The sequence below is a fragment of the Psychrobacillus sp. FSL K6-1267 genome, assembly GCF_038003265.1.
GTDB lineage: Bacteria > Bacillota > Bacilli > Bacillales_A > Planococcaceae > Psychrobacillus > Psychrobacillus faecigallinarum.
Map to the genome: position 1 here is coordinate 4,144,728 of NZ_JBBOOR010000001.1, position 21,993 is coordinate 4,166,720.

Annotated in this window: 24 protein-coding genes; 2 read left to right on the top strand and 22 right to left on the bottom strand. The window is 36.1% G+C overall.

The genetic code is table 11. The features are described from left to right. Positions 1-45: 45 nt before the first annotated feature. The 8 genes from MHB55_RS21290 to rpsF form a co-directional block, all read right to left on the bottom strand. Positions 46-1,332, bottom strand: a complete 1,287-nt coding sequence (locus tag MHB55_RS21290) for an adenylosuccinate synthase (RefSeq protein ID WP_154311988.1) — start codon at positions 1,330-1,332, stop codon at positions 46-48. Positions 1,333-1,470: 138 nt separating this feature from the next. Then, on the bottom strand, positions 1,471-2,826 hold the full coding sequence (dnaB, locus tag MHB55_RS21295; protein WP_144540259.1) for a replicative DNA helicase: 1,356 nt from the start codon (positions 2,824-2,826) through the stop codon (positions 1,471-1,473). Between the two features lie 12 nt (positions 2,827-2,838). Beyond that, the gene (gene rplI / locus MHB55_RS21300; RefSeq protein ID WP_154311987.1) at positions 2,839-3,288 is read right to left on the bottom strand and encodes a 50S ribosomal protein L9; all 450 of its coding nucleotides are present in this window, start codon (positions 3,286-3,288) and stop codon (positions 2,839-2,841) included. Further along, positions 3,285-5,261 (bottom strand): DHH family phosphoesterase, encoded by a 1,977-nt coding sequence (locus tag MHB55_RS21305; RefSeq protein WP_154311986.1) that lies wholly within the window; start codon positions 5,259-5,261, stop codon positions 3,285-3,287. Before MHB55_RS21305 ends, rplI begins: the two co-directional genes overlap by 4 nt. Positions 5,262-5,273: 12 nt before the next feature. After that, a complete protein-coding gene (locus tag MHB55_RS21310) occupies positions 5,274-6,215 on the bottom strand; it encodes a YybS family protein (RefSeq protein ID WP_340863940.1) in 942 nt (313 codons plus the stop codon). Between the two features lie 345 nt (positions 6,216-6,560). Beyond that, positions 6,561-6,797: a 30S ribosomal protein S18 gene (gene rpsR / locus MHB55_RS21315; RefSeq protein ID WP_142540806.1), complete on the bottom strand. Its 237-nt coding sequence runs from the start codon at positions 6,795-6,797 to the stop codon at positions 6,561-6,563. 46 nt (positions 6,798-6,843) lie between these two features. Beyond that, the gene (ssb, locus tag MHB55_RS21320; RefSeq protein WP_144540265.1) at positions 6,844-7,344 is read right to left on the bottom strand and encodes a single-stranded DNA-binding protein; all 501 of its coding nucleotides are present in this window, start codon (positions 7,342-7,344) and stop codon (positions 6,844-6,846) included. A gap of 41 nt (positions 7,345-7,385) precedes the next feature. After that, positions 7,386-7,676 (bottom strand): 30S ribosomal protein S6, encoded by a 291-nt coding sequence (gene rpsF, locus MHB55_RS21325; RefSeq protein ID WP_144540267.1) that lies wholly within the window; start codon positions 7,674-7,676, stop codon positions 7,386-7,388. 168 nt (positions 7,677-7,844) lie between these two features. Here rpsF and MHB55_RS21330 point away from each other — a divergent pair, with 168 nt between their 5' ends. Next, entirely contained in the window at positions 7,845-8,402 is a 558-nt protein-coding gene (locus MHB55_RS21330) for a DUF3267 domain-containing protein (RefSeq protein WP_340845136.1), read from the top strand. 54 nt (positions 8,403-8,456) lie between these two features. Here MHB55_RS21330 and ychF read toward each other — a convergent pair whose 3' ends face one another. The 3 genes from ychF to MHB55_RS21345 all read right to left on the bottom strand — a co-directional run bounded on the left by ychF (position 8,457) and on the right by MHB55_RS21345 (position 10,707). Further along, positions 8,457-9,557 carry a redox-regulated ATPase YchF gene (gene ychF, locus MHB55_RS21335; protein WP_340845137.1) on the bottom strand — a complete coding sequence of 367 codons (1,101 nt, stop codon included), beginning with the start codon at positions 9,555-9,557 and terminating at the stop codon, positions 8,457-8,459. Between the two features lie 85 nt (positions 9,558-9,642). Continuing rightward, positions 9,643-9,843, bottom strand: a complete 201-nt coding sequence (locus tag MHB55_RS21340; protein WP_144540271.1) for a DUF951 domain-containing protein — start codon at positions 9,841-9,843, stop codon at positions 9,643-9,645. A gap of 9 nt (positions 9,844-9,852) precedes the next feature. Further along, on the bottom strand, positions 9,853-10,707 hold the full coding sequence (locus MHB55_RS21345; RefSeq protein WP_340845138.1) for a mechanosensitive ion channel family protein: 855 nt from the start codon (positions 10,705-10,707) through the stop codon (positions 9,853-9,855). Between the two features lie 79 nt (positions 10,708-10,786). On the opposite strand from MHB55_RS21345, the gene yyaC reads away from it, so the two are divergent. After that, entirely contained in the window at positions 10,787-11,380 is a 594-nt protein-coding gene (yyaC, locus tag MHB55_RS21350) for a spore protease YyaC (protein ID WP_154311983.1), read from the top strand. Here the strand turns inward: yyaC and MHB55_RS21355 are convergent. The 11 genes from MHB55_RS21355 to rpmH form a co-directional block, all read right to left on the bottom strand. Next, a complete protein-coding gene (locus MHB55_RS21355) occupies positions 11,342-12,040 on the bottom strand; it encodes a DUF554 domain-containing protein (RefSeq protein ID WP_144540277.1) in 699 nt (232 codons plus the stop codon). The two genes, yyaC and MHB55_RS21355, sit on opposite strands and share 39 nt — an antisense overlap. A 65-nt stretch (positions 12,041-12,105) precedes the next feature. Continuing rightward, a complete protein-coding gene (locus MHB55_RS21360; RefSeq protein ID WP_340863941.1) occupies positions 12,106-12,948 on the bottom strand; it encodes a ParB/RepB/Spo0J family partition protein in 843 nt (280 codons plus the stop codon). Beyond that, on the bottom strand, positions 12,941-13,702 hold the full coding sequence (locus tag MHB55_RS21365) for a ParA family protein (protein ID WP_144540333.1): 762 nt from the start codon (positions 13,700-13,702) through the stop codon (positions 12,941-12,943). The genes MHB55_RS21360 and MHB55_RS21365 overlap by 8 nt, the downstream gene beginning before the upstream one ends. Positions 13,703-13,850: 148 nt before the next feature. Further along, positions 13,851-14,723 (bottom strand): nucleoid occlusion protein, encoded by an 873-nt coding sequence (gene noc / locus MHB55_RS21370; RefSeq protein WP_144540281.1) that lies wholly within the window; start codon positions 14,721-14,723, stop codon positions 13,851-13,853. Between the two features lie 87 nt (positions 14,724-14,810). Beyond that, positions 14,811-15,527 (bottom strand): 16S rRNA (guanine(527)-N(7))-methyltransferase RsmG, encoded by a 717-nt coding sequence (gene rsmG / locus MHB55_RS21375; RefSeq protein WP_340863942.1) that lies wholly within the window; start codon positions 15,525-15,527, stop codon positions 14,811-14,813. Between the two features lie 23 nt (positions 15,528-15,550). Continuing rightward, positions 15,551-17,440 (bottom strand): tRNA uridine-5-carboxymethylaminomethyl(34) synthesis enzyme MnmG, encoded by a 1,890-nt coding sequence (gene mnmG, locus MHB55_RS21380; RefSeq protein ID WP_340863943.1) that lies wholly within the window; start codon positions 17,438-17,440, stop codon positions 15,551-15,553. Between the two features lie 22 nt (positions 17,441-17,462). Continuing rightward, on the bottom strand, positions 17,463-18,848 hold the full coding sequence (mnmE, locus tag MHB55_RS21385; RefSeq protein WP_144540287.1) for a tRNA uridine-5-carboxymethylaminomethyl(34) synthesis GTPase MnmE: 1,386 nt from the start codon (positions 18,846-18,848) through the stop codon (positions 17,463-17,465). 430 nt (positions 18,849-19,278) lie between these two features. Continuing rightward, the gene (gene jag, locus MHB55_RS21390; protein ID WP_340863944.1) at positions 19,279-20,037 is read right to left on the bottom strand and encodes an RNA-binding cell elongation regulator Jag/EloR; all 759 of its coding nucleotides are present in this window, start codon (positions 20,035-20,037) and stop codon (positions 19,279-19,281) included. Beyond that, positions 20,034-20,810, bottom strand: coding sequence for a membrane protein insertase YidC (gene yidC / locus MHB55_RS21395; protein ID WP_144540291.1), 777 nt, complete (start codon positions 20,808-20,810; stop codon positions 20,034-20,036). The genes jag and yidC overlap by 4 nt, the downstream gene beginning before the upstream one ends. Positions 20,811-20,876: 66 nt before the next feature. Next, the gene (rnpA, locus tag MHB55_RS21400; RefSeq protein WP_144540293.1) at positions 20,877-21,221 is read right to left on the bottom strand and encodes a ribonuclease P protein component; all 345 of its coding nucleotides are present in this window, start codon (positions 21,219-21,221) and stop codon (positions 20,877-20,879) included. A 70-nt stretch (positions 21,222-21,291) separates the two neighbouring features. Beyond that, the gene (rpmH, locus tag MHB55_RS21405; protein WP_144540295.1) at positions 21,292-21,426 is read right to left on the bottom strand and encodes a 50S ribosomal protein L34; all 135 of its coding nucleotides are present in this window, start codon (positions 21,424-21,426) and stop codon (positions 21,292-21,294) included. Positions 21,427-21,993 lie beyond the last annotated feature (567 nt).

The following is a 21,993-nucleotide window of genomic DNA, read 5'->3' on the forward strand; positions in this document are numbered from 1 at the left end:
AAAAAAACCGTCAAAATTTTCTTTTTGACGGTTTTTTTTAGAAACTTATTTCCAAACACTAGAAATAATATTCGTTTGTGTGCGATCTGGTCCTACAGAGAAGATAGAAATAGGAACTCCTGTCAACTGAGAAATGCGTTCTAAGTAATGTCTTGCTGTTTCTGGAAGTTCATCAAGCGTCTTACATTTTGTAATATCCTCATTCCAGCCTGGCATTTCCTCATAGACTGGCTCGCATTCCGAAAGAATTCGTAAATTTGCTGGATATTCCGTAATAAGCTCATCCTTAAATTTATAGGCAGTGCAGATTTTCACGGTTTCTAATCCGGTTAGTACATCAATTGAATTTACCGTTAAATCCGTTAAACCACTTACCCTTTGAGCATGGCGGATTACAACTGTGTCAAACCAACCGATACGGCGTGGTCTTCCTGTTGTCGTTCCATATTCTTTTCCTACTTCTCTTATTTGGTTGCCCACTGCATCAAAAAGCTCTGTGGGGAACGGTCCATCTCCTACACGAGATGTATAAGCTTTACAAACTCCTACCACATGAGAAATTTTTGTTGGCCCCACACCTGCTCCAATTGTTACTCCACCAGCAACAGGATTAGAAGAAGTAACAAAAGGATAAGTTCCTTGATCAATATCAAGCATGACTCCTTGTGCTCCTTCAAAAAGTACTCGTCTGCCTTCATCGAGTGCATCATTCAATACTTTGGAAGTGTCGGTTACATACTTTTCAATCTCTTGTCCATAGCTATAAAACTCTTCTAATATTTCTTCTACAGTAAAGCCTTTTGTTTCATAGAATTTCTCAAACATTCTATTTTTTTCTTCTAAGTTACGTTCTAGCTTTTCTTTAAACACTTCATAGTCCAGAAGGTCTGCTATACGAATCCCTACTCTGGCAGCTTTGTCCATGTATGCAGGGCCAATACCTTTACCAGTTGTGCCTATTTTGTTAGCACCTCTACGTGCTTCCTCTACTTCATCTTGTTTTATATGATAAGGAAGAATCACATGGGCACGATTAGAAATACGTAAATTTTCAGTAGTTACTCCTCGATCATGCAACCCTTTTAATTCTTTTACCAACGCTCGTGGATCGACTACCATTCCATTCCCGATCACCGAGATTTTATCCTTATAAAAAATACCGGAAGGAATTAAATGTAACTTATAAGTCTCTCCTCCGAAAATAATTGTATGACCTGCATTATTTCCACCTTGGTAACGTGCGATTACTTCTGAGTGTTCCGATAAAAAGTCAGTAATTTTGCCTTTTCCTTCGTCTCCCCATTGGGTTCCTACTACAACTACTGATGGCATTGCCAACACCTCCGTCAGACATCTTGTCCTGTTTAAAAATCAGTGTTATTGTACCAATCATCTTTACCATAGTCAACCAATTTAACGAAAAAACACGAACGAATTGATAATTTAATTATCAATTCGTTCGTGTTTGCTTTATGCTGGTGGAGCTTGGTGTTGGCTCCAATCAATATTAACAAATTTATTGAATTCCTTCACGAATGCTAAAGTGACGGTTCCAGTTGGACCATTACGTTGTTTAGCAATTATAATCTCAATCATGTTCTGGTTCTCTGTTTCCTTATCGTAATAATCCTCACGATATAAGAAAGAAACGATATCCGCATCTTGCTCAATCGATCCAGATTCACGTAAATCGGACATCATTGGTCTCTTATCTTGTCGTTGCTCTACACCACGGGACAGCTGAGACAAGGCAATAACAGGAACCTTTAGCTCACGGGCAAGACCCTTTAAGGAACGAGAGATTTCAGAAACCTCTTGTTGACGATTCGCCTGGCTTCCGCCACTTCCTTGAATAAGCTGCAAATAATCAATTAAAATCATTCCCAAACCTGATTCCTGCTTCAGTCGTCTACACTTTGCTCTTATTTCATTTACTCTTATACCAGGTGTATCATCTATATAGATCCCAGCATTTGATAGACTACCCATCGCCATCGTAAGTTTGCGCCAATCCTCTGTAGTAAGGGCCCCTGTTCTAAGCACCTGAGCATCAATATTACCCTCTGCACAAAGCATACGCATTACAAGCTGTTCAGCACCCATCTCCAAACTAAAGATTGCAACGTTCTCGTCAGTTTTCGTAGCCACGTTTTGGGCTACATTCAACGCGAAAGCTGTTTTCCCTACAGAAGGACGTGCCGCTACAATGATAAGATCATTACGTTGAAATCCTGCTGTAATACGATCTAAATCACGGAAACCAGTAGGAATACCAGTTACGTCACCTTTTCTAGTATGCAGTTTTTCAATATTGTCATAGGTTTCTACCAATACATCTTTAATATGTTTAAAGTCACCAGCATTCTTTCGATTGGCAACCTCCATCATTTTTCTTTCTGCTTCGGATAAAAGCGCTTCTACCTCATCTTCTCGCGTAAACCCATCTTCTACTATGGTCGTAGCCACTCGTATAAGACGGCGAAGAATTGACTTTTCCTCCACAATTTTTGCATAGTGGCCTATATTAGCGGCAGTAGGAACAGCATTTGCTATTTCACTGATGTAGGAAATGCCTCCTACATCTTCAAGTTCCTTCTTAGAAGATAATTCTTCTGTGACAGTTACTACATCAATTGCTTTCCCTTGATCACTCAGGCGAAGCATCGTTTGGAATATTTTTTGATGAGCTACCCGATAAAAATCTTCTGGCATAACGATCTCTGCTGCAGTTATTAAAGCTTGTGGTTCTAAAAATATTGCTCCAAGGACCGATTGTTCAGCTTCTTGATTATGTGGGGGGACACGGTCCAATAATGGATCGCTCATAAAATTCTCTCCTTACGCTTCTTCAGATACATGCACCTTTAATGTTGCTACTACCTCGTGGTGTAACTTAACAGGTACATTTGTGTATCCTAAAGCACGAATTGCATCATCTAATTCCATTTTACGTTTATCTATTTTAATCCCATGAACTTTATCTAATTGTGCAGCAACTTGTTTAGTAGTAACAGAACCAAATAGTCTGCCATCGTTACCTGATTTTGCTTTTAGTTCAACTGTTAGCTGTTCTAACTTTTCTTTTAATTTTTTTGCTTCGGCTAATTCTTCTGCTGCTTCTTTTTCAGACTTCTTCTTTTGTCCCTCCAAAGCGCTAATTGCAGCTGTATTTGCTTCCACAGCAAGTTTATTTTTGATCAAAAAATTGTGTGCATAACCATCTGCTACATCCTTAATCTCGCCTTTTTTACCTTTACCTTTAACATCTTTTAAAAATACTACTTTCATTCTGCGTTTCCTCCTTCGATTGTTTCCATTATAGCTAGTTTTAATTGATTAATAGCCTCTGGAACTGTTATATCTGTTAGTTGGGTAGCGGCATTAGTTAGATGCCCTCCACCATTTAATTTTTCCATCACTATTTGAACATTTACTTCACCAAGTGACCTTGCACTTATTGCTACGGAAGAATCACTTCTACGACCCACTACAAAGGAAGCTGATACGTTATTCATTGCTAAAAGTATATCTGCAGTCTGGGCAAGCAGCACTTGACTATAGTTAGTATCTTCATCCCCATGTGCTATAGCAATTCCTTCTCTAAAGAATTCAACGTTCTGCACAATTTTGGAGCGTTCAATATACGTGTCTAAATCCTCTTTTAAGAGGCGTTGGACCAAAATAGTATCTGCTCCATGGGTTCTAAGATAAGAGGCCGCCTCAAACGTTCTAGCCCCTGTACGAAGCGTGAAACTTTTCGTATCAACAATTATACCTGCTAGCATAGATGTAGCCTCTAGCATAGTGATTTTTTCGTTTTTCGGTTGGTATTCGATTAGCTCAGTGACCAACTCTGACGTAGATGATGCATATGGCTCCATATAGACAAGCATGGTATTCGTTATAAACTCTTCTCCACGACGATGATGATCGATTACTACAACTTTTTCAGCTTTTTGAAGTAATTTTTCATCAATAACCATACTTGGTTTATGGGTATCTACTACAACTAATAAAGTCTTTTCAGTCATTTTATTGATAGCCTCTTCAGGGCTGATAAAACGTTTATATAAATCAGGCTTTTCTTTAATTTCATCCATTAGACGAAGTACACTTTTATCCAACTCGTTAAAATCAATCACAACGTAGCCATCTATCTTGTTCATCTCAACCATCTTTCTTACACCTACGGCTGAGCCAATCGCATCCATATCCGGGAACTTATGACCCATTACGAGTACCTGATCGCTGTCCTGTATCAAATCTCTCATTGCATGTGAGATCACCCTTGCTCTAACACGTGTACGTTTCTCTACTGGATTAGTTTTGCCTCCATAGAACTTCACTTTGCCATTAGGGTGCTTAATAGCAACCTGGTCACCTCCACGGCCAAGCACTAAATCTAGACTCGATTGTGCAAGCTCTCCTAATTCTACAAGAGAGGTAGATCCTGCACCCACCCCAACGCTAAGAGTTAAAGAGAATCCAAACTTAGAGGTAGTTTCCCTGATATCATCCAAAATGGAGAATTTGCTTTTTTCCACTTCCAACAAAATGGATTCATTGAAAACTGCTAAAAAACGATCAGACGATATTCTTTTAACGTATATGCCATGTTTAGCTCCCCAATTATTTACAGTAGAAGTAACAATACTGTTTAATTGGCCTCTTGTTTGATCGTCCATGCCTTGCGATATCTCATCATAATTATCGATAAATAATACACCAATCACAGTTCGATCTCCATAGTAAAGTGATTCCATTTCAACTTGCTCAGTGATATCAAAGAAATATAGAAGCTTTTCCTCTGCCTTGTAAAATACCTTATAGTCATGTTCATCTAAAGAAATGACCATTTCCTTTGAATCATCCTGCCTGAGGAGCTGCTGAAAGTCAGAAGATATGGAAAGTAACTCCTCCCCTATAATCGTATCAAATGGTAACTTTTGAGTCATATAGGGATTTGCCCATTCAATTATATGCTGATCATTTATCAAAATAATTCCTATTGGCATTTCAAGCAATGCCTCTTCCCCTACCTTTTTCATACGGTAGGAAAGAGTCTCTATATGCCTTTCTGTCTCTTCATAAACACGCTTTTCAATTATCCAAGCGTATATAAACACTCCCACAACCAAGAGAGCAAATAGTAATCCAACTAAAAGGTTGTTAGACAGAAGCAAATAAGATGCAACTCCACTGAGAAGCATAAACAATATTAGTGGATATCGTATTGGTCGTTTTCTAAAAAAAGACGCCACTGGATCAGCTCCTTATTTCTTAAATCTGTCTTTTAAATATGCTCGCAAATTAGATCCTAAATCTAAAACACCTAGGATTATTACAAATGAATTTAGTGGAATTGCTAAAAAAGTGGCTAAAATAGCACTCCACTTTGGCCAACCCTGTACATGAAAATAATACTGAATAATCGATATCCCTTGTAACAACAGTAATGCTCTTAAAAGAAAGGTCGCATTTATGATTAGCATATAGCTAAAGGTCCCTACCTCAAATGTAGTGACTAAGGAGATGATTGCTACAACTAAATAATACCACAACACTGCTTTTGGTAATTTAAAATACATATATTTAGGAAATTTTGGAACTGGTACTTTTAACTTCTTTAGGATGGGTAAAAGAATAGATACATAAACAAATGCCTGTAAAAACGCCATTAAAATAAAGAGCGTTGGCAACATTGCTTCGAATGCTATTATAATTTGTTTAACCATCTCATCGTAGTTCTTTGGTTTTTGGCCAGCAGTCTCCAGTATTTTTCCCGCTTGCTCGTAGTATATTTTAGTACCCTCTAAAAATTGCTCTATCAGGTTCATATTTAAAACTAAAATAGAAATTATGTATTGCACAGCAGTCATGAGTAGTACGAATATTCCTGCAGCCATTAGCATGTATAGCTTGGACTGCTTTTTTCGTAAAGAATCTCCTATTATAAAACCAACTGGCCCTACAACTAATCCAAGTGTTAAACCTACTATACCTCCAATAATAAAAGATATAAATATTGCTACTACCATAACAAGTAGCGATTCTTTTCTTTCAAATTTTGCACTATACCAAGCTAATGGTAAGGGTGCTATTAAGGATGTGATAATTGTTAGAATCGGAACATACACAGACATTGCTATGAGAATAGCAAATAGTGCAATCATTAAAGATCCAAACGTTAAATAGCTTGACTGATTCTTTTGCATGATCGACCTTCCTTTATTATAATCATCTATCCATTGTAACAGATTTTCAAGTACAACTAAAATTACATGATATGAAAAGCCTATGTGACCCCATACAAAGATAGTTTCTTATACCACATACATATTCTCTTATAGTTTATGAATCACGTATGGTTGCTTTCCTTAAGCCATCACCCATTGTTTAATCTGTTTCGCTAAAGTTGTCTGAAGGTGTTAAAACCAGTAACAATACATTAATAGGGTATAGACAATAAATTACTAAATCCAAAAGGTTAAATGATAGTTCCTATCCTTTAAAAAAAGAGAACAAAAAAAGACCGGTTTCCCGGTCTTCGTTTTATATACTTATCTCTCTTCAGAAGAGAATGGAAGTAAAGCCATGATACGAGATACTTTGATAGCTCGTGTTAACTTACGTTGGTACTTCGCGCTAGTTCCTGTCACACGACGTGGAAGAATTTTCCCACGTTCTGACACGAATTTTTTCAACAAATCTACATCTTTATAATCGATGTGTGTGATGTTGTTAGCAGTGAAGTAACAAACTTTACGGCGTCTTTTGCCTCCGCGACGTGGTGCCATAATAGGTTGCCTCCTTTTCGATTAAAGTAAAACGTGCAATAAGATTTTAGAATGGTAGGTCGTCATCAGATACTTCAATCGGACCACTACTATTTCCAAATGGGTCTTCATCTACACGTGTATAGTTTTGCTGATTCATTGGTTGGTTTTGCTGATATGTCGGATAAGAGTTCTGTTGTTGTCCGCCGCCATATGATTGTCCACCTTGGCCACGATCACCAGAGCTACCGCGTGGTTCTAAGAACTGAACGCTGTCTGCGACAACGTCTGTCGTATAAACACGTTTCCCATCTTGTCCTTCATAACTACCCGTTTGAATACGCCCTTCTACACCTGCCAAGCTTCCTTTTTTCAAGAAATTGGCTGTGTTTTCCGCTTGTTTTCTCCAAACGACACAGTTGATAAAATCAGCTTCTCTTTCGCCTTGTTGGTTAGAGAATGTACGATTTACAGCAAGTGTAAATCTAGCCATTGCAACACCACTTGGCGTATATCGAAGTTCCGGATCTTTTGTTAGTCTTCCAACTAATACGACACGGTTAATCATCAGTTAATAACCTCCCTCGTTCAGCATGATAGTCGATTTTCTTATTTATCGTCGATACGAACAGCAATGTGACGGATAATGTCTTCATTGATGTTAGCTAAACGAATGTATTCATCGATTGCTCTAGAATCAGCGTTTACTTTAACGATTTGGTAGAAACCTTCACGTAAGTCATTGATTTCGTAAGCTAAGCGGCGTTTACCCCACTCTTTAGCTTCGATGATCTCAGCACCATTTGAAGTTAAGATTTCATTGAAACGCTCAACTAAAGCCTTCTTTGCATCTTCTTCGATTGCTGGTTGGATAATGTACATTAATTCGTACTTTCTCATCTATTTACACCTCCCTATGGTCTTTGGTCGAACTGTCACCAGCCGACAAGGAGCAAGTAATGATATTACTCACATCAACTTATTGTACCACAAGCTGTTATTTTTTTCAAGGAGAGATTGTTCTTATTTTATTTATTAATGTATATTTGTATAAAAGGGGGAATTGTATTGGAGAAAAAAGATTCTATTCTAACAATAATAGAGATTGATATTAAAAAGGTAGCTTGGCAAAGTTTATGGATGACCATAGTCTTTTCCTTATTAGGCTTAATAATATATATTTTAGTTTATAAAGAATTTGAGATTAATTTTAGTCTCTTAGGAATCTTCTTATTCCTTATAGGATATCTCCTGTTAATTGTGTTACATGAAGCATTCCATTTAATCGGGTTTTGGGCCTTTGGAAAGGTACCCTGGAACAAGATGGATTATGGTGTCAATCTTAAATTAGGGGTTGCCTATGCAACTACCTCTATTCCCATTCCTAATAAATCGATGAAAAAAGCTCTCTTACTTCCCTTTTGGACAACTGGAATTATCCCTATGTTATTTGGTTATGGTATTGAATCTCCCCTCCTTGTGCTTTTAGGTGCATGGTTAGTAGCCGGTGCAGCTGGCGACTTTGCTATGTATAGAGAATTGAGAAAGTATCCTAATGACATTCTTATTAAAGATGACCCAGCTCTACCAGTCCTATACGTTATAGAAGAAAACCGGTCCGCATAAGCAGACCGGTTTTTACTTTATAATTTAGTTGCTATTAAGCTTATACAATACAACTTAAACGTTGAAACGGAATAACATTACGTCCCCATCTTGTACAATATACTCTTTACCCTCTAAACGAACTTTCCCTGCTTCTTTAGCACCGGACATTGAACCAGCAGCAACCAAATCATCGTATGCAACTGTTTCTGCACGAATGAAGCCTTTTTCAAAGTCAGAGTGAATGACTCCAGCACATTGTGGTGCCTTCATACCCTTACGGAATGTCCAAGCACGTACCTCTTGGACTCCTGCTGTAAAGTAAGTAGCCAGTCCAAGCAAAGAATAAGAAGCTTTAATAAGCTGATCTAAACCAGACTCTTGAATACCTAGCTCTTCTAAGAACATTTGTTTCTCATCGTCCTCTAAAGCTGCCATCTCTTCCTCAATTTTCGCACATACTACTATAACTTGAGCTCCCTCTTCTGCTGCAAATGCACGTACTTTTTGTACATACTCATTATCTTCTGATTCCATAATGTCATCCTCAGATACATTTGCTACATAAAGCATTGGTTTTATCGTTAATAAGTGAAGGCCTTTTACAACTCGCAACTCATCCTCTGAAAAATCTACTGAGCGACCAGACTTACCTTCTTCAAATGCTTCTTTTAAACGAGTTAAAATTGGCTCTTCAACCATTGCTTCTTTATCTTTTTGTTTCGCCATCTTAGCTACTCGAGATAAGCGTTTATCCACACTTTCTAAATCCGCTAAGATTAATTCCAAATTAATAACCTCTATGTCAGAGATTGGATCCACTTTGCCCGCAACATGCGTAATATTGTCGTCTTGAAAACAACGAACAACTTGACAAATTGCATCTACTTCACGGATATGTGCTAAAAACTTGTTTCCAAGTCCTTCTCCTTTACTAGCACCTGCTACAATACCTGCAATATCTGTAAATTCAAATGCAGTCGGTACTGTTTTCTTTGGAACTACTAACTCTGTTAATTTATCTAAACGAGCATCTGGTACTTCAACGATTCCCACATTTGGATCAATTGTCGCAAACGGATAATTTGCAGCTAAAGCCCCTGCTTTTGTTATTGCATTAAATAATGTAGATTTCCCTACATTTGGTAAACCGACAATCCCTGCTGTTAATGCCATATATGTCACAACCCTTCAATTTTCTTACTAACCGGATTCCTTTTAACCTGTCTATTATAGTTATTTTAAAGGTAAAAGTCTATCTTTACTCTGCTTCTGCTTTAACTAGCACCTTTTTCATTTTCTTTTCAAACTCTACACGCGGAATCATAACGCTATGCTGGCATCCTTCACATTTTATACGAATGTCTGCACCTAATCGAATGACCTTCCAGCGATTAGTTCCACATGGATGTTGTTTCTTCATCTCCACAATGTCATTCAATTGAAATTGTTTTCTCTCCATTAACCTCACCTACTCATCATTTTTTGCATTGCGTACGACAATTGGATATGGAATATCTACACCAGATTGCTCTAAGAATTCCTTAAGGTCTCTTCTAATTTTTCTTGCAATGTCATCCTGCATTATTGGGATGGTCTCTACACCAATTCTAAGCACTAAATCATCTGATGATATTTCCTGCACCCCTAATATCTCTGGAACTTTCACAAGCTCCTCATACTTAGTATTTAAACTTCCCAAGAAACCCCTCAACATTTTCTCTACTGCCTGAATATCTGATTCATAAGATACCTTTATATCAATCAGAACAATGGTATTGAAAACGGAATAGTTAACTACGTTAGATATTGTCCCATTCGGTATGATGAAAAGCTCCCCAATTGGGCTTTTAACTTTAGTTGTCCTTAAACCTATTTCTTCTACCATACCTCTGGAGGTTCCGATTTGTACCTCATCCCCTACAGCAAACTGATCCTCAAATACAATGAAAAAACCAGTAATAACATCCTTTACTAAGCTTTGTGCCCCAAATCCTATCGCTAAGCCTATCACTCCCGCTCCTGCAATTAACCCAGCTACTTGAATACCAAAGGATGATAAAACAGCTATTATTACTGTGAAATATACAGCGTAAGTTAAAATATTTTCTAATAATCTTATTAATGTATTCTGTCTTCTCTCTGAATATCGTAAAGGACTTCTTTGTCTTACTGTTAATACTCTATTAATAATAGTTTTACCAACTCTAATAACTACTGCAGCAAGAATTAGGATGAAAATTATTTCTATACATGTTTTTCCAAGTTCTATCCAATTTTTCTCATCTAGTATGTATGCTTCTACTCGTTGATACATTGCAGTCATTGTAATCTTCACCTCATTGAATAAATATTTTCTTCAAGGCATATACTAATTTAAAAAAAGAAAGCGAGTTTATATATATATGACTTCTCAACTCAACTCGATCCCTCAAGTCTCCACTATCTATTATAAAGAAACTGGCGTTATTTGGCGATTAAGCAATTACTTTTTAGAATATATTCCTTTTGATCATACAAATCTTGTTTTTTGTTGTATTGGTACAGATCGCTCTACTGGAGATGCCTTGGGGCCAATGACCGGCTCTTTTTTAACTCAGCTCGTTTCTTTTCCTTTTGAAATTGTAGGGACATTGGATAATCCCCTTCATGCATTAAATTTAGAGGAAACTACCAATACCCTTTATGACTCACCGGATAAGCCTTTTATCGTTGCAATTGATGCCTGCTTAGGAAATGCGAATAACATCGGTGAAATAATTATCCACCCCGGACCTCTTTATCCAGGTAAAGCTGTAAAAAAAGACTTACCTCCCATTGGAGAAATTTCTATTAAAGCAATTGTTAACATAGGTGGTTTCATGGAATATAATGTATTGCAAAGCACACGTCTAAACCTTACTTTTGAGATGGGAAAAGTAATTTCTCGTTCCCTCCTCCTTGCTTGGCATAGATATAATTTAAAAAATAATAGCAACTACAATACCAACAAAAACTAAACAAGGCAATAGATTTGCGACTCTAATTTTAGTCAGTCCTAATAAATTCGTCCCAATTCCTATAATCATAATTCCACCAGCAGCTGTCATTTCCTGAAGAAACATTTCAAGTGCAGCTTCTGGTACTAATCTTGTTATTTGAGTAGCTAACAACGCGATTGCTCCTTGATATACTACAACGGGAATTGATGACAGTATAACTCCTATTCCTAAAGTTGCAGAAAGAATAACTGCGGTAAAACCATCTATGATTCCTTTACTTACTAACAAATCATGATCATTTTGCAGACCACTATTTAAAGCGCCTAAAACTCCCATAGCTCCGATAACAAAGATTAAAGTACTTGTAACAAATCCTTGGGCAATACTTCCATCCTGTTTTTTAGAACCAAATTTTAGTTCTATCATTTGGCCGAGCCTGTTAATCCACTTATCTATGTCAATCCATTCTCCAACTACTGCTCCAAGGACGATACAGATAATGATAATTACGAAATTACTACTTTCCAATCCCATTTGAACACCCATTACTATAACAACTATACCAATAGCATACATAACGGTTTGTTTCATATTTTCTGGAATTCCCTTTAAAAGTCGACCAATTAGTGAACCAATTATAATTAGTAATGCATTGATCAATGCCCCGAATAATACCATTACTTATCCTCTTTTCATCCTAAAAATATAACCTATCTCCAGGTTGCCCCAGAAATAGGTCATTTTTAATCCTCAAGCAGTTTCAAAATTCTTTCTAAATCATCTTTAGAGTAAAATTCAATTTCTATTTTACCCTTTTCTTTTTCTTCATTCTTCGTAATCTTTACTGCTGTTCCAAAAAACTCTCTTAGTTCAGATTCCTTTTCCAAAGTAAAAATATCCTTTTCTACCTTTTTTGTTTCACGTGGAACATTTTCATTTAATCTTTGGACTAACGTTTCTAATTGCCTTACATTGAGATTCTCTTTAATAGTCTTTTGCATAATTAAAGGTATATTTTTTTTCTTTTTTAAACCTAATAATGCTTTACCATGTCCCATGGAAAGCTTACCTTCGGAAACCGCATTTCTAACTATTTCAGGTAAAGAAAGTAAACGAATATGATTTGCGATGTGCGGTCTACTTTTCCCTAGTCTAAAGGCTAATTGTTCTTGGGTTAATCCTAGGTTTTCCATTAGATTTTGATAAGCCTCTGCTTCTTCTATCGGAGTCAAATCTTCTCTTTGTAGGTTTTCTAGAATCGCAAGCTCCATCATTTGTTGATCGTTAAAGTCTCTAATAACAGCCGGAATTTCTTCTAAATGAACTTTCTTTGAGGCTCTAAATCTACGCTCACCAACCACTATCTCAAACTTAGAACCCTTTTTTCTAACTATAATAGGTTGCAGGACACCATGTTCTTTAATAGATTCAGATAACTCTATTAATGCTTCATCATCAAATATTTTTCTAGGTTGATATGGGTTCGGTCTAATATCAGCTATAGTGATCTGCTCTACCTTTTCTTCTGGTTTAGTATCTTCTCCGGGAAAAAGAGCGTTAATTCCCTTTCCTAGCCCTTTAGCCATGACGAATCACTTCCTTCGCAAGTTCTAAATACACTTCTGCCCCTCTTGACTTTGGATCATAAATAATAATTGGCTCCCCATGACTTGGCGCTTCACTTAAACGAACATTTCTTGGAATAATAGATTTATAAACTTTATCTTGAAAATATTTTTTAACTTCTTCAATAACTTGTATACCTAAATTAGTTCTTGCATCAAACATTGTTAATAATACTCCATCAATTGCTAGAGTTTTGTTTAAATGTTTTTGAACCAATCTAATGGTGCTTAATAACTGACTTAATCCTTCTAATGCGTAAAATTCACACTGTACTGGAATAATAATAGCATCAGCAGCAGTAAGCGAATTAATTGTTAATAGACCAAGTGAAGGAGGACAATCTATAATAATAAAATCATAGTCAGCTTGTACTTCCTGAAGCGCTTTTTTTAATCGTACTTCTCTGGAAATGGTAGATACTAGTTCTATTTCTGCACCAGCTAAAGAAATGGTAGCAGGAACTATATGTAAATTCTCTACTTTCGTTTCTAAAATAGTATCTTTCACACTTACATCATCTATTAACACATCATAAATACATTGATTTACATCGCCTTTATTAACTCCAACTCCACTAGAAGCATTTCCTTGAGGATCAATGTCCACCAACAAAACCTTCTTGCCCAAGTATGCAAGGCAGGCACTGAGGTTCACTGATGTAGTAGTCTTACCTACACCACCTTTTTGGTTGGCTATTGCAATAATTCTTCCCACTCTTGCACCTACTTTCATAAAAATAAAAACAACTCTCTACCATTCTATCAAATTTTACAGAAAAATGAATGTTATTATTGTATTAAAAGAAAAACTCTCACAAAATAGTGAGAGTTTAATATAAAAATAAATATAGTATAATTTCTATTTATGATTTCTTCTTAGGAATTCTTACTGTAATTTGATAAAAATCTTCCGTGTCTTCTTCTTCTGTTTTTAAATTGATTCCGCTTTTAGTCACCATACTAAGTGATTGCTTAATTGTATTTAAAGCAATACGCACGTCTTTACTAATCGCTTTTCTTTTAGGCTTTGAAGCATTCTTTTCCTCTTTTACAGGAGGATTAACAATTTCATTCACTTTTTCTTCTAGTTGCTTCACGTTCCATTGCTGTTCAATAGATTCGTTCATTAACTTGATTTGTACTTCTTCATCCTTCACTTGCATGAGGGACCTAGCATGTCTTTCAGATAACCTTTTATCCATTATTGCTTGTTGGATCTCTTTAGGTAATTTTAGCAAGCGCAATTTATTGGCAACGGTAGATTGACCCTTGCCTAACCTTTGAGCTAGCGCCTCTTGCGTTAACTCATGTAGCTTTAATAGTTTCTGATATGCCACAGCTTCTTCTATTGCAGTCAGTTCTTCTCTTTGAAGGTTTTCAATCAATGCAATAGATGCTGTCTCTTTATCACTTAAATTACGTACAATGGCAGGTACCTCTGTCCATTTCAACTTGGACATCGCACGGAAACGGCGTTCACCTGCTATTATTTCATACTTATTATCTTCCATTTTTCGAATGACAATAGGTTGAATTACTCCGTGTGTATGAATTGTACGTGCCAGCTCTTCTATTTTTGCATCATCAAAAACAGTCCTAGGCTGAAACCTATTAGGAACTATCTTCTCTATGGCTACATGTACTACTTCTTCGTTATTAGTCTGCGTAGCCTCAACGACTGGATCTTGTCCTTGCTTTTCAGAACCTCCGAAAAAACGTGAGAAAGGACTTTTCATCTAACTAGCACCACCTTTTAGATACTCTTTACTTATGTTCTCGATAAAGAAAATAATTTAATAATGTTTCACGTGGAACGTTCCTCATTAAATAATAGGAGTCTTATTTGGTATACCTGGTTTTCGAGGGTATCTTTTCGGTGTGCTTTTAATTTTAGAAAAGACATATAACGTTCTCTCACTATTTTCTATCGGTAATAGAAAAGAATACTCCGCACTTTTTTCAGAGCCTAATATATTAATAGCTCTTTGTGCATCATTTAATTCATCTAATGCACTTGCAGCTTTCATTGCTATAAATTTTCCTCCAACTTTTACAAGTGGAATACATAGCTCTGAAAGTACAGAGAGTCTTGCTACCGCTCTAGCGGTAACAAGATCATATTGCTCTCTATAATCCTTATTTTGTCCAAATTCCTCAGCACGAGCATGAACAAAATGTACATCCTTTAAATTTAATTCCTTGCTTAAATGAGTTAAAAATTGAATTCTCTTATTTAAGGAATCAACAATTGTCACTTTAAGATTTGGAAAACAAATTTTCAATGGAATACTTGGAAACCCTGCCCCTGCTCCAACATCACATACAGTAAAGGAACCATTAAAATCCTCATAAAAAGAAGCACTTATAGAATCAAAAAAATGTTTTAAATATACAGATGGTTCATCTGTAATAGCTGTTAAATTCATTTTCTCGTTCCATTCCACAAGTAATTCAAAGTATTTTCTAAATTGTCCTAACTGTACTTCCGTTAGCTCAATTCCCTTTTCAGAGAGGGCTTTTTTAAATTGTTCTTCGTTCATGTTGTTCTCCTCATTGTTTAAGACTATCCAGTAATTTTAGCTATTTTACCTTGCTCAATGTAAATAAGTAGAATAGAAATATCCGCTGGGTTTACTCCTGAAATACGAGATGCTTGTGCAATTGATAGTGGTCTAACTTGCATTAACTTTTGTTTTGCTTCAGTTGCTAGTCCGGAGATTGCATTGTAATCAATTTGATCAGGGATTTTTTTATTCTCCATTTTTTTAAGCTTTTCTACTTGTTGAAGAGATTTTTCTATATAACCTTCGTATTTAACTTGTATTTCAATTTGTTCCTTTTCTTCTTCGTTAAGCTCTACTTCTAGGGGAACAAGCTGTGCAACTAAGTCATAATTCATTTCTGTTCTTTTTAGTAAATCGGAAGCTCGAATACCATCTTTTAGCTCACTTCCACCAGCATTACGAATAACCTCTTGAGTATCCTCATTTGGTTTTATAATAATCGAACGTAAACGTTTAAGTTCTTCTTCAATTCTTTTCTTTTTCTCTAAGAATTTATTATACCGCTCTTCTGGCACTAAGCCAATATTATATCCAATTTCTAACAATCTTAAATCTGCATTGTCATGGCGTAACAATAAGCGATATTCCGCTCTTGAAGTCAATAAACGATAAGGCTCATTAGTACCTTTTGTAACTAAATCATCTATAAGAACTCCAATATAGGCATCCGAGCGGCTAAGTACTCTCTCTTCCTTATTAAATACTCTAAGCGCAGCGTTAATTCCTGCCATTAAACCTTGCGCTGCTGCTTCTTCATATCCGGAAGTTCCATTAATTTGTCCAGCTGTATATAAGTTTTTCACTTTTTTGGTTTCTAGTGTAGGCCATAGCTGCGTTGGTACCATTGCATCATATTCAATTGCATAACCTGCGCGCATCATTTCTGCATTTTCTAACCCTGGAATTGAAGCCAAAAGTCTACGCTGTACGTGCTCCGGAAGACTTGTCGAAAGACCTTGCACATAAACTTCTCTCGTGTTTCGTCCCTCAGGCTCAAGGAAAATTTGATGACGTGGTTTATCATTAAATCTTACAATTTTATCTTCAATGGAAGGACAGTATCTTGGACCTGTTCCTTTAATCATACCAGAATACATTGGAGACAAATGTAAGTTATCGTTAATAATTTGATGTGTTTCTGAGCTCGTATAAGTTAACCAACATGGTAATTGATCCATAATAAATTCAGTAGTTTCAAAGCTGAATGCTCTAGGAACATCATCTCCTGGCTGAATCTCTGTTTTACTATAATCTATTGTTTTACTATTTACACGCGGTGGAGTTCCCGTTTTAAAACGTACTAGATCAAAGCCTAAATCACGAATGCTATCTGCTAGTTTAATGGACGGCTGTTGGTTATTTGGTCCGCTAGAATATTTAAGATCCCCAATAATAATTTCACCGCGTAAAAACGTCCCAGTAGTAATTACAACAGTTTCAGAACGATAAACTGCTCCTACTTGTGTAATTAGACCAACAATTTTTTCATCTTCTACTAGAAGCTCTTCGACAACTGCTTGATGGACTGTAAGATTATCTTGTTCCTCAAGCAGTCTTTTCATCTCATTTTGGTATAGAACCTTATCTGCTTGTGCTCTAAGTGCACGAACAGCTGGCCCCTTTCCTGTATTCAACATTCTCATTTGAATGTGAGTTCTATCTATCACTTTACCCATGGCGCCGCCTAATGCGTCAATTTCACGCACAACAATTCCTTTTGCAGGGCCTCCGATGGATGGATTACATGGCATAAATGCAATCATATCAAGATTTATTGTTAAAACAAGGGTTTTTGCACCCATTTTGGCAGCGGCTAAAGCGGCTTCAACACCGGCATGCCCTGCTCCAACAACAATCACATCGAACTTGCCTGCTTCAAAGTTTGGCATGTTCGTAACTTCCTCTCGTTTTTTATTTTCCTAAACAAAATTGAGCAAATAATTGGTCAATCAAACTTTCTTCAACTGTATCCCCAATTATCTCCCCTAATATTTCCCATGTTCTAGTGACATCTATTTGTATCATGTCTACCGGCACATGATTATGTGCTGCTTCTATAGCATCGGTAATCGTGGATTTAGCTAAATTCAACAAAGCAATATGGCGAGCGTTAGATACATAGGTGATGTCCGATACTTCAATATTTCCTTCAAAGAACAAGGATGATATTGACTCTTCTAGCTCGTCAATTCCCTCTTCTTTTAATAAAGAAGTAGTTACTACTCGCTTGTCACCTGCCAGTTGCTTCACTTCATCATAATTTAGTTTATTAGGAAGATCTGTCTTATTAATAATGACAATATAATCCATTCCTTTAATAGTCTCGAATATTCTTTTATCCTCGTCGGATAGATGTTCAGCGTTATTTAAAACAAGCAATATTAAATCTGCTTCTTTCAAAACTTGGCGTGATTTTTCTACACCAATCCGTTCCACTATATCCTCTGTTTCTCGAATACCCGCTGTGTCAACCAACTTCAAAGGGACTCCACGTACATTTACATATTCTTCTATAATATCTCTTGTAGTTCCTGCTATTTCTGTAACAATTGCCTTATTTTCTTGAATTAAACTATTTAAAAGAGATGATTTTCCTACATTCGGTCTTCCAACAATAGCAGTGGAAAGACCTTCTCTTAGGATTTTCCCCTGGGAAGAAGTAATTAATAGCTTTTCAATCTCTTCCTTCACCCAGGTTCCTTTTTCAATCATCATAGGAAGCGTCATCTCTTCAACATCGTCATATTCTGGATAATCAATGTTCACCTCAACTTGAGCTAAAGTCTCAAGGAGGGCTTGTCTTAATGTCTTAATAAGCCTTGATAAACGACCGTCCATTTGACCTAAAGCCACATTCATCGCTTTGTCCGTTTTCGCCCTTATTAAATCCATTACTGCTTCAGCTTGTGACAGATCTATTCGTCCATTTAAAAAAGCACGTTTTGTAAACTCACCAGGTTCCGCAAGCCGTGCACCATTTATAAGTATTAACTGGAGGACTCTATTAACTGTAACTAGTCCACCGTGACAATTTATCTCTACTACGTCTTCTCTCGTAAACGTCTTTGGACCTTTCATAAGAGAGATCATGACTTCTTCTACTACATCATTGGTCTTTGGATCGACTAAGTGTCCATAATGAATGGTATGTGAGGGCTGCTCTGCTAAGTTTTTTCCATTTGGCGAACGGAAAACCTTATTTGCTATTGAAATCGCCTCTGTCCCACTAAGTCTAACTATAGCTATTGCTCCTTCTCCTAATGGAGTAGAAATTGCAGCTATTGTATCAAATTCCATCAACGTACACCTCCTTGCTCATTTAGTTATCCACATGTGAATAACTAAAACGAACATGACTATCTAACATATAACAATAACATATTTTAGCCTAAATCAGAAGTATAGTTACTTTTAATTATGTGAACAAAAATAGCACGCTTCCAAGTAATTATTTGCTAACTCCAGGAAATTATATTATTTTTCTTATTAAAAATATATTTTGCCCAACACGCTTGAGTTTACGCTTCACTATATACATATTTAACAAAAATTATAGACGCTCTATGAAATGCAATAAAACATCCCTCCATAATGGTTTCCTTTACGCTTTAAATAAAAGTTTGACTTTATAGTATAGAGCTTTTGCCGAGTGGTATTTAAGAACAAAGCGTGCACTCAAAAGAAGAAAACGGATTTCAGCTTGTAATTAAGCTAAAACCCGTTTTGCTTATTTTATTGATTCTATAACTAAATATCTGTTTGGCTCAGTTCCCACTGAGTAAGTTTCTATATCTACTCTCGAAGATAAAGCATTATGAATAATCTTTCTCTCCGATGAGGACATAGGCTCAAATTCAACTGGTTGCCCTGTACGTACTGCTTTATCTGCCATACGCTCTGCTAATTGTTCTAAAGATTCTTGTCTTCTTTCACGGTAATTACCAACATCTAGCTTTATAAGGATAAATGATTGAGAAAATTTGTTAGCAACTAATTGGGATAGTTTTTCTAAAGCATTTAATGTTTGACCTCGTTTCCCTATTAACAATGCTGCTTTCTCACTATTTAAGTGGAGATAAATAAATTTGCCTTCTCTTTTTTCTGTAATGACTAAATCCTCTATTTCCATTTCCCTAGCGATAGTTTTGATATATTGGATAGTTTCTGCTACCGCTTCTTCGTTACTTGGTGTCTCACTGGATTCTATCATTTCCTTTATGTCTTCTTTTACAGAGGATTCATCCGGAAATGTCTTTTCAGTTATTGACTCTTTTACATGTTCCTCAATAATAACTTCCTTAGAAGGCTCTTCTTTTATTAAAACAGTTACTTCAACAACTGCAGGCTTTGCTCCAAATCCTAAAAAGCCCTTTTTACCTTCTTCCACTACGGTAATTGACACATCTTCTCTCGATACTTCAAGTTTTTTTAGTGCAACGTTTATAGCTTCCTCTTTCGTAGGTGCAGTCTGTGTAATCTGCTTCATTTTTTGGCCCCTCCCGTTTTTGCTTTAACAGGTACTTTCTTTTCTTTGTTCCAAGGTTTATAAATGAATAAATTTTGGATTATAGAAATGATATTACCGATTACCCAATACAATGTTAATGCGGCTGGTAATACGATACCAAATCCCATAATCATAAATGGCATTATATACATCATGATCTTCATTTGAGGGTTGTCCATCGCTGGACCAGTTCTTAACACTATTAATTGCATAATACCAGCTAATACTGCAAGAATAATACTCGGTTCTGCTAAAGCAAAGCCCAAGAAATCTCCCAAATTAATCTCAGGAGTATTATTCATTCGGCTAATTGCGTGGTAGAAACCAATTAAGATTGGCATTTGTATAAAGACTGGTAGACATCCTGCAGCAGGGTTAATCTTTCTATCTTTGTATAAAGCCATCATTTCCTGTTGGAACTTTTGTTGTGTTACAGCATCTTTTGAACTGTATTTTTCTTTCAGCTTAAGCATCTCTGGCTGTATCTCTTGCATTGCTTTAGAGTTTTTTGTTTGCTTGATCATTAATGGTAAGATTACTAATCGAATAATAATCGTAACAGCAATAATCCCCAAACCATACGTTCCTAAAATTCCTTTAAAAAACGTTATGGCTGACACTAATGGCCAAACGATGTATTCATTCCAGAAGCCTTCCGAAGTATTATAGATCGGCTCATTGAATTCCGTACAACCCGCTAGTAAAGCAGTCATTACTATTAATAATAATAGTAAAGGTAATTTTCTTTTCAACCTTCTTCCCCCTATTAATATACATTCTATCTTTCACTATCTTAACACTTCAATGAAAAGACTTCATTAGCTTTTCTTTTTTATAACCTTTGCTACTTTCAAAACATGCTCCAGACTCTTTTTCGTTTCATGAAAATCTAATGTGGCCGCCGAGTTTCGGGCGATAATAATATAGTCTTTGCTTGTATCTACTGAATCATTCAGCTCTAAAAAAGATTGGCGAATATACCGTTTAATACGATTACGAACTACTGCGTTACCAACTTTTTTACTGACAGATAACCCTATACGAAAAAAGTCATGTTCATTTTCTAGCTTATAAACAACAAATTGTCTGTTCGCAAATGATTTGCCTTTTTTAAAAATTTGCTGGAATTCAGCATTTTTTTTAATACGTTGTTTCTTATTCATCCATTCACCTGCTCCAACTAATCGTTTTGAAAGAAAAAAAAGACCACTGAATTGGTCAGTGGACTTATGATTATGCTGATAATACTTTTCTTCCTTTTGCACGACGTGCTGCTATTACGCGGCGACCGTTCTTAGTACTCATACGTGCGCGGAAACCGTGATTTTTTGCTCTTTTACGGCTATTTGGTTGGAATGTACGTTTCATCTATATGACACCTCCTGAGTGATCATCTTTAAAATGTTCCTTAGACAGTCTCCGATATTATATAAAAACTATACTATATTTGTCAATATTTATTTAGACACCGCAAGTCTAACCTCTCTCTTATTCTTATCCACATTCTTTATAGCTTTTTTCCAAACTCCTGTGAATAACAATTTTCGACAGAAAAATTATCCACATAGCTTATGAACATGTTTTTAACATACTCCTATGCTGTGGACAACTCTCACTGTTAATTATTTTAATATTGTGGATAACTTTAAAATATCTTGTAATCACTACGTTTTTTTGATACGATATCTGTGTTTTACTTTTTCAAACGAAATATGCGATTTTTTATTATCCACAACTGTTAGTAATCTGTGGACAAGTTTTTCCCCATACGTTTATAAAGTTTATCCACAGGTCGTGGATTTGTGTATATAACCTAAATTATACATATAAATATAAAGTAAAATTATTCATTTTCTTTATTGGAAAAAATAATGCTCGTAAATAAGTAAGAGAGAAATTATCTCTTATTAATCTATAGAAAAGGAGTTTATGTTA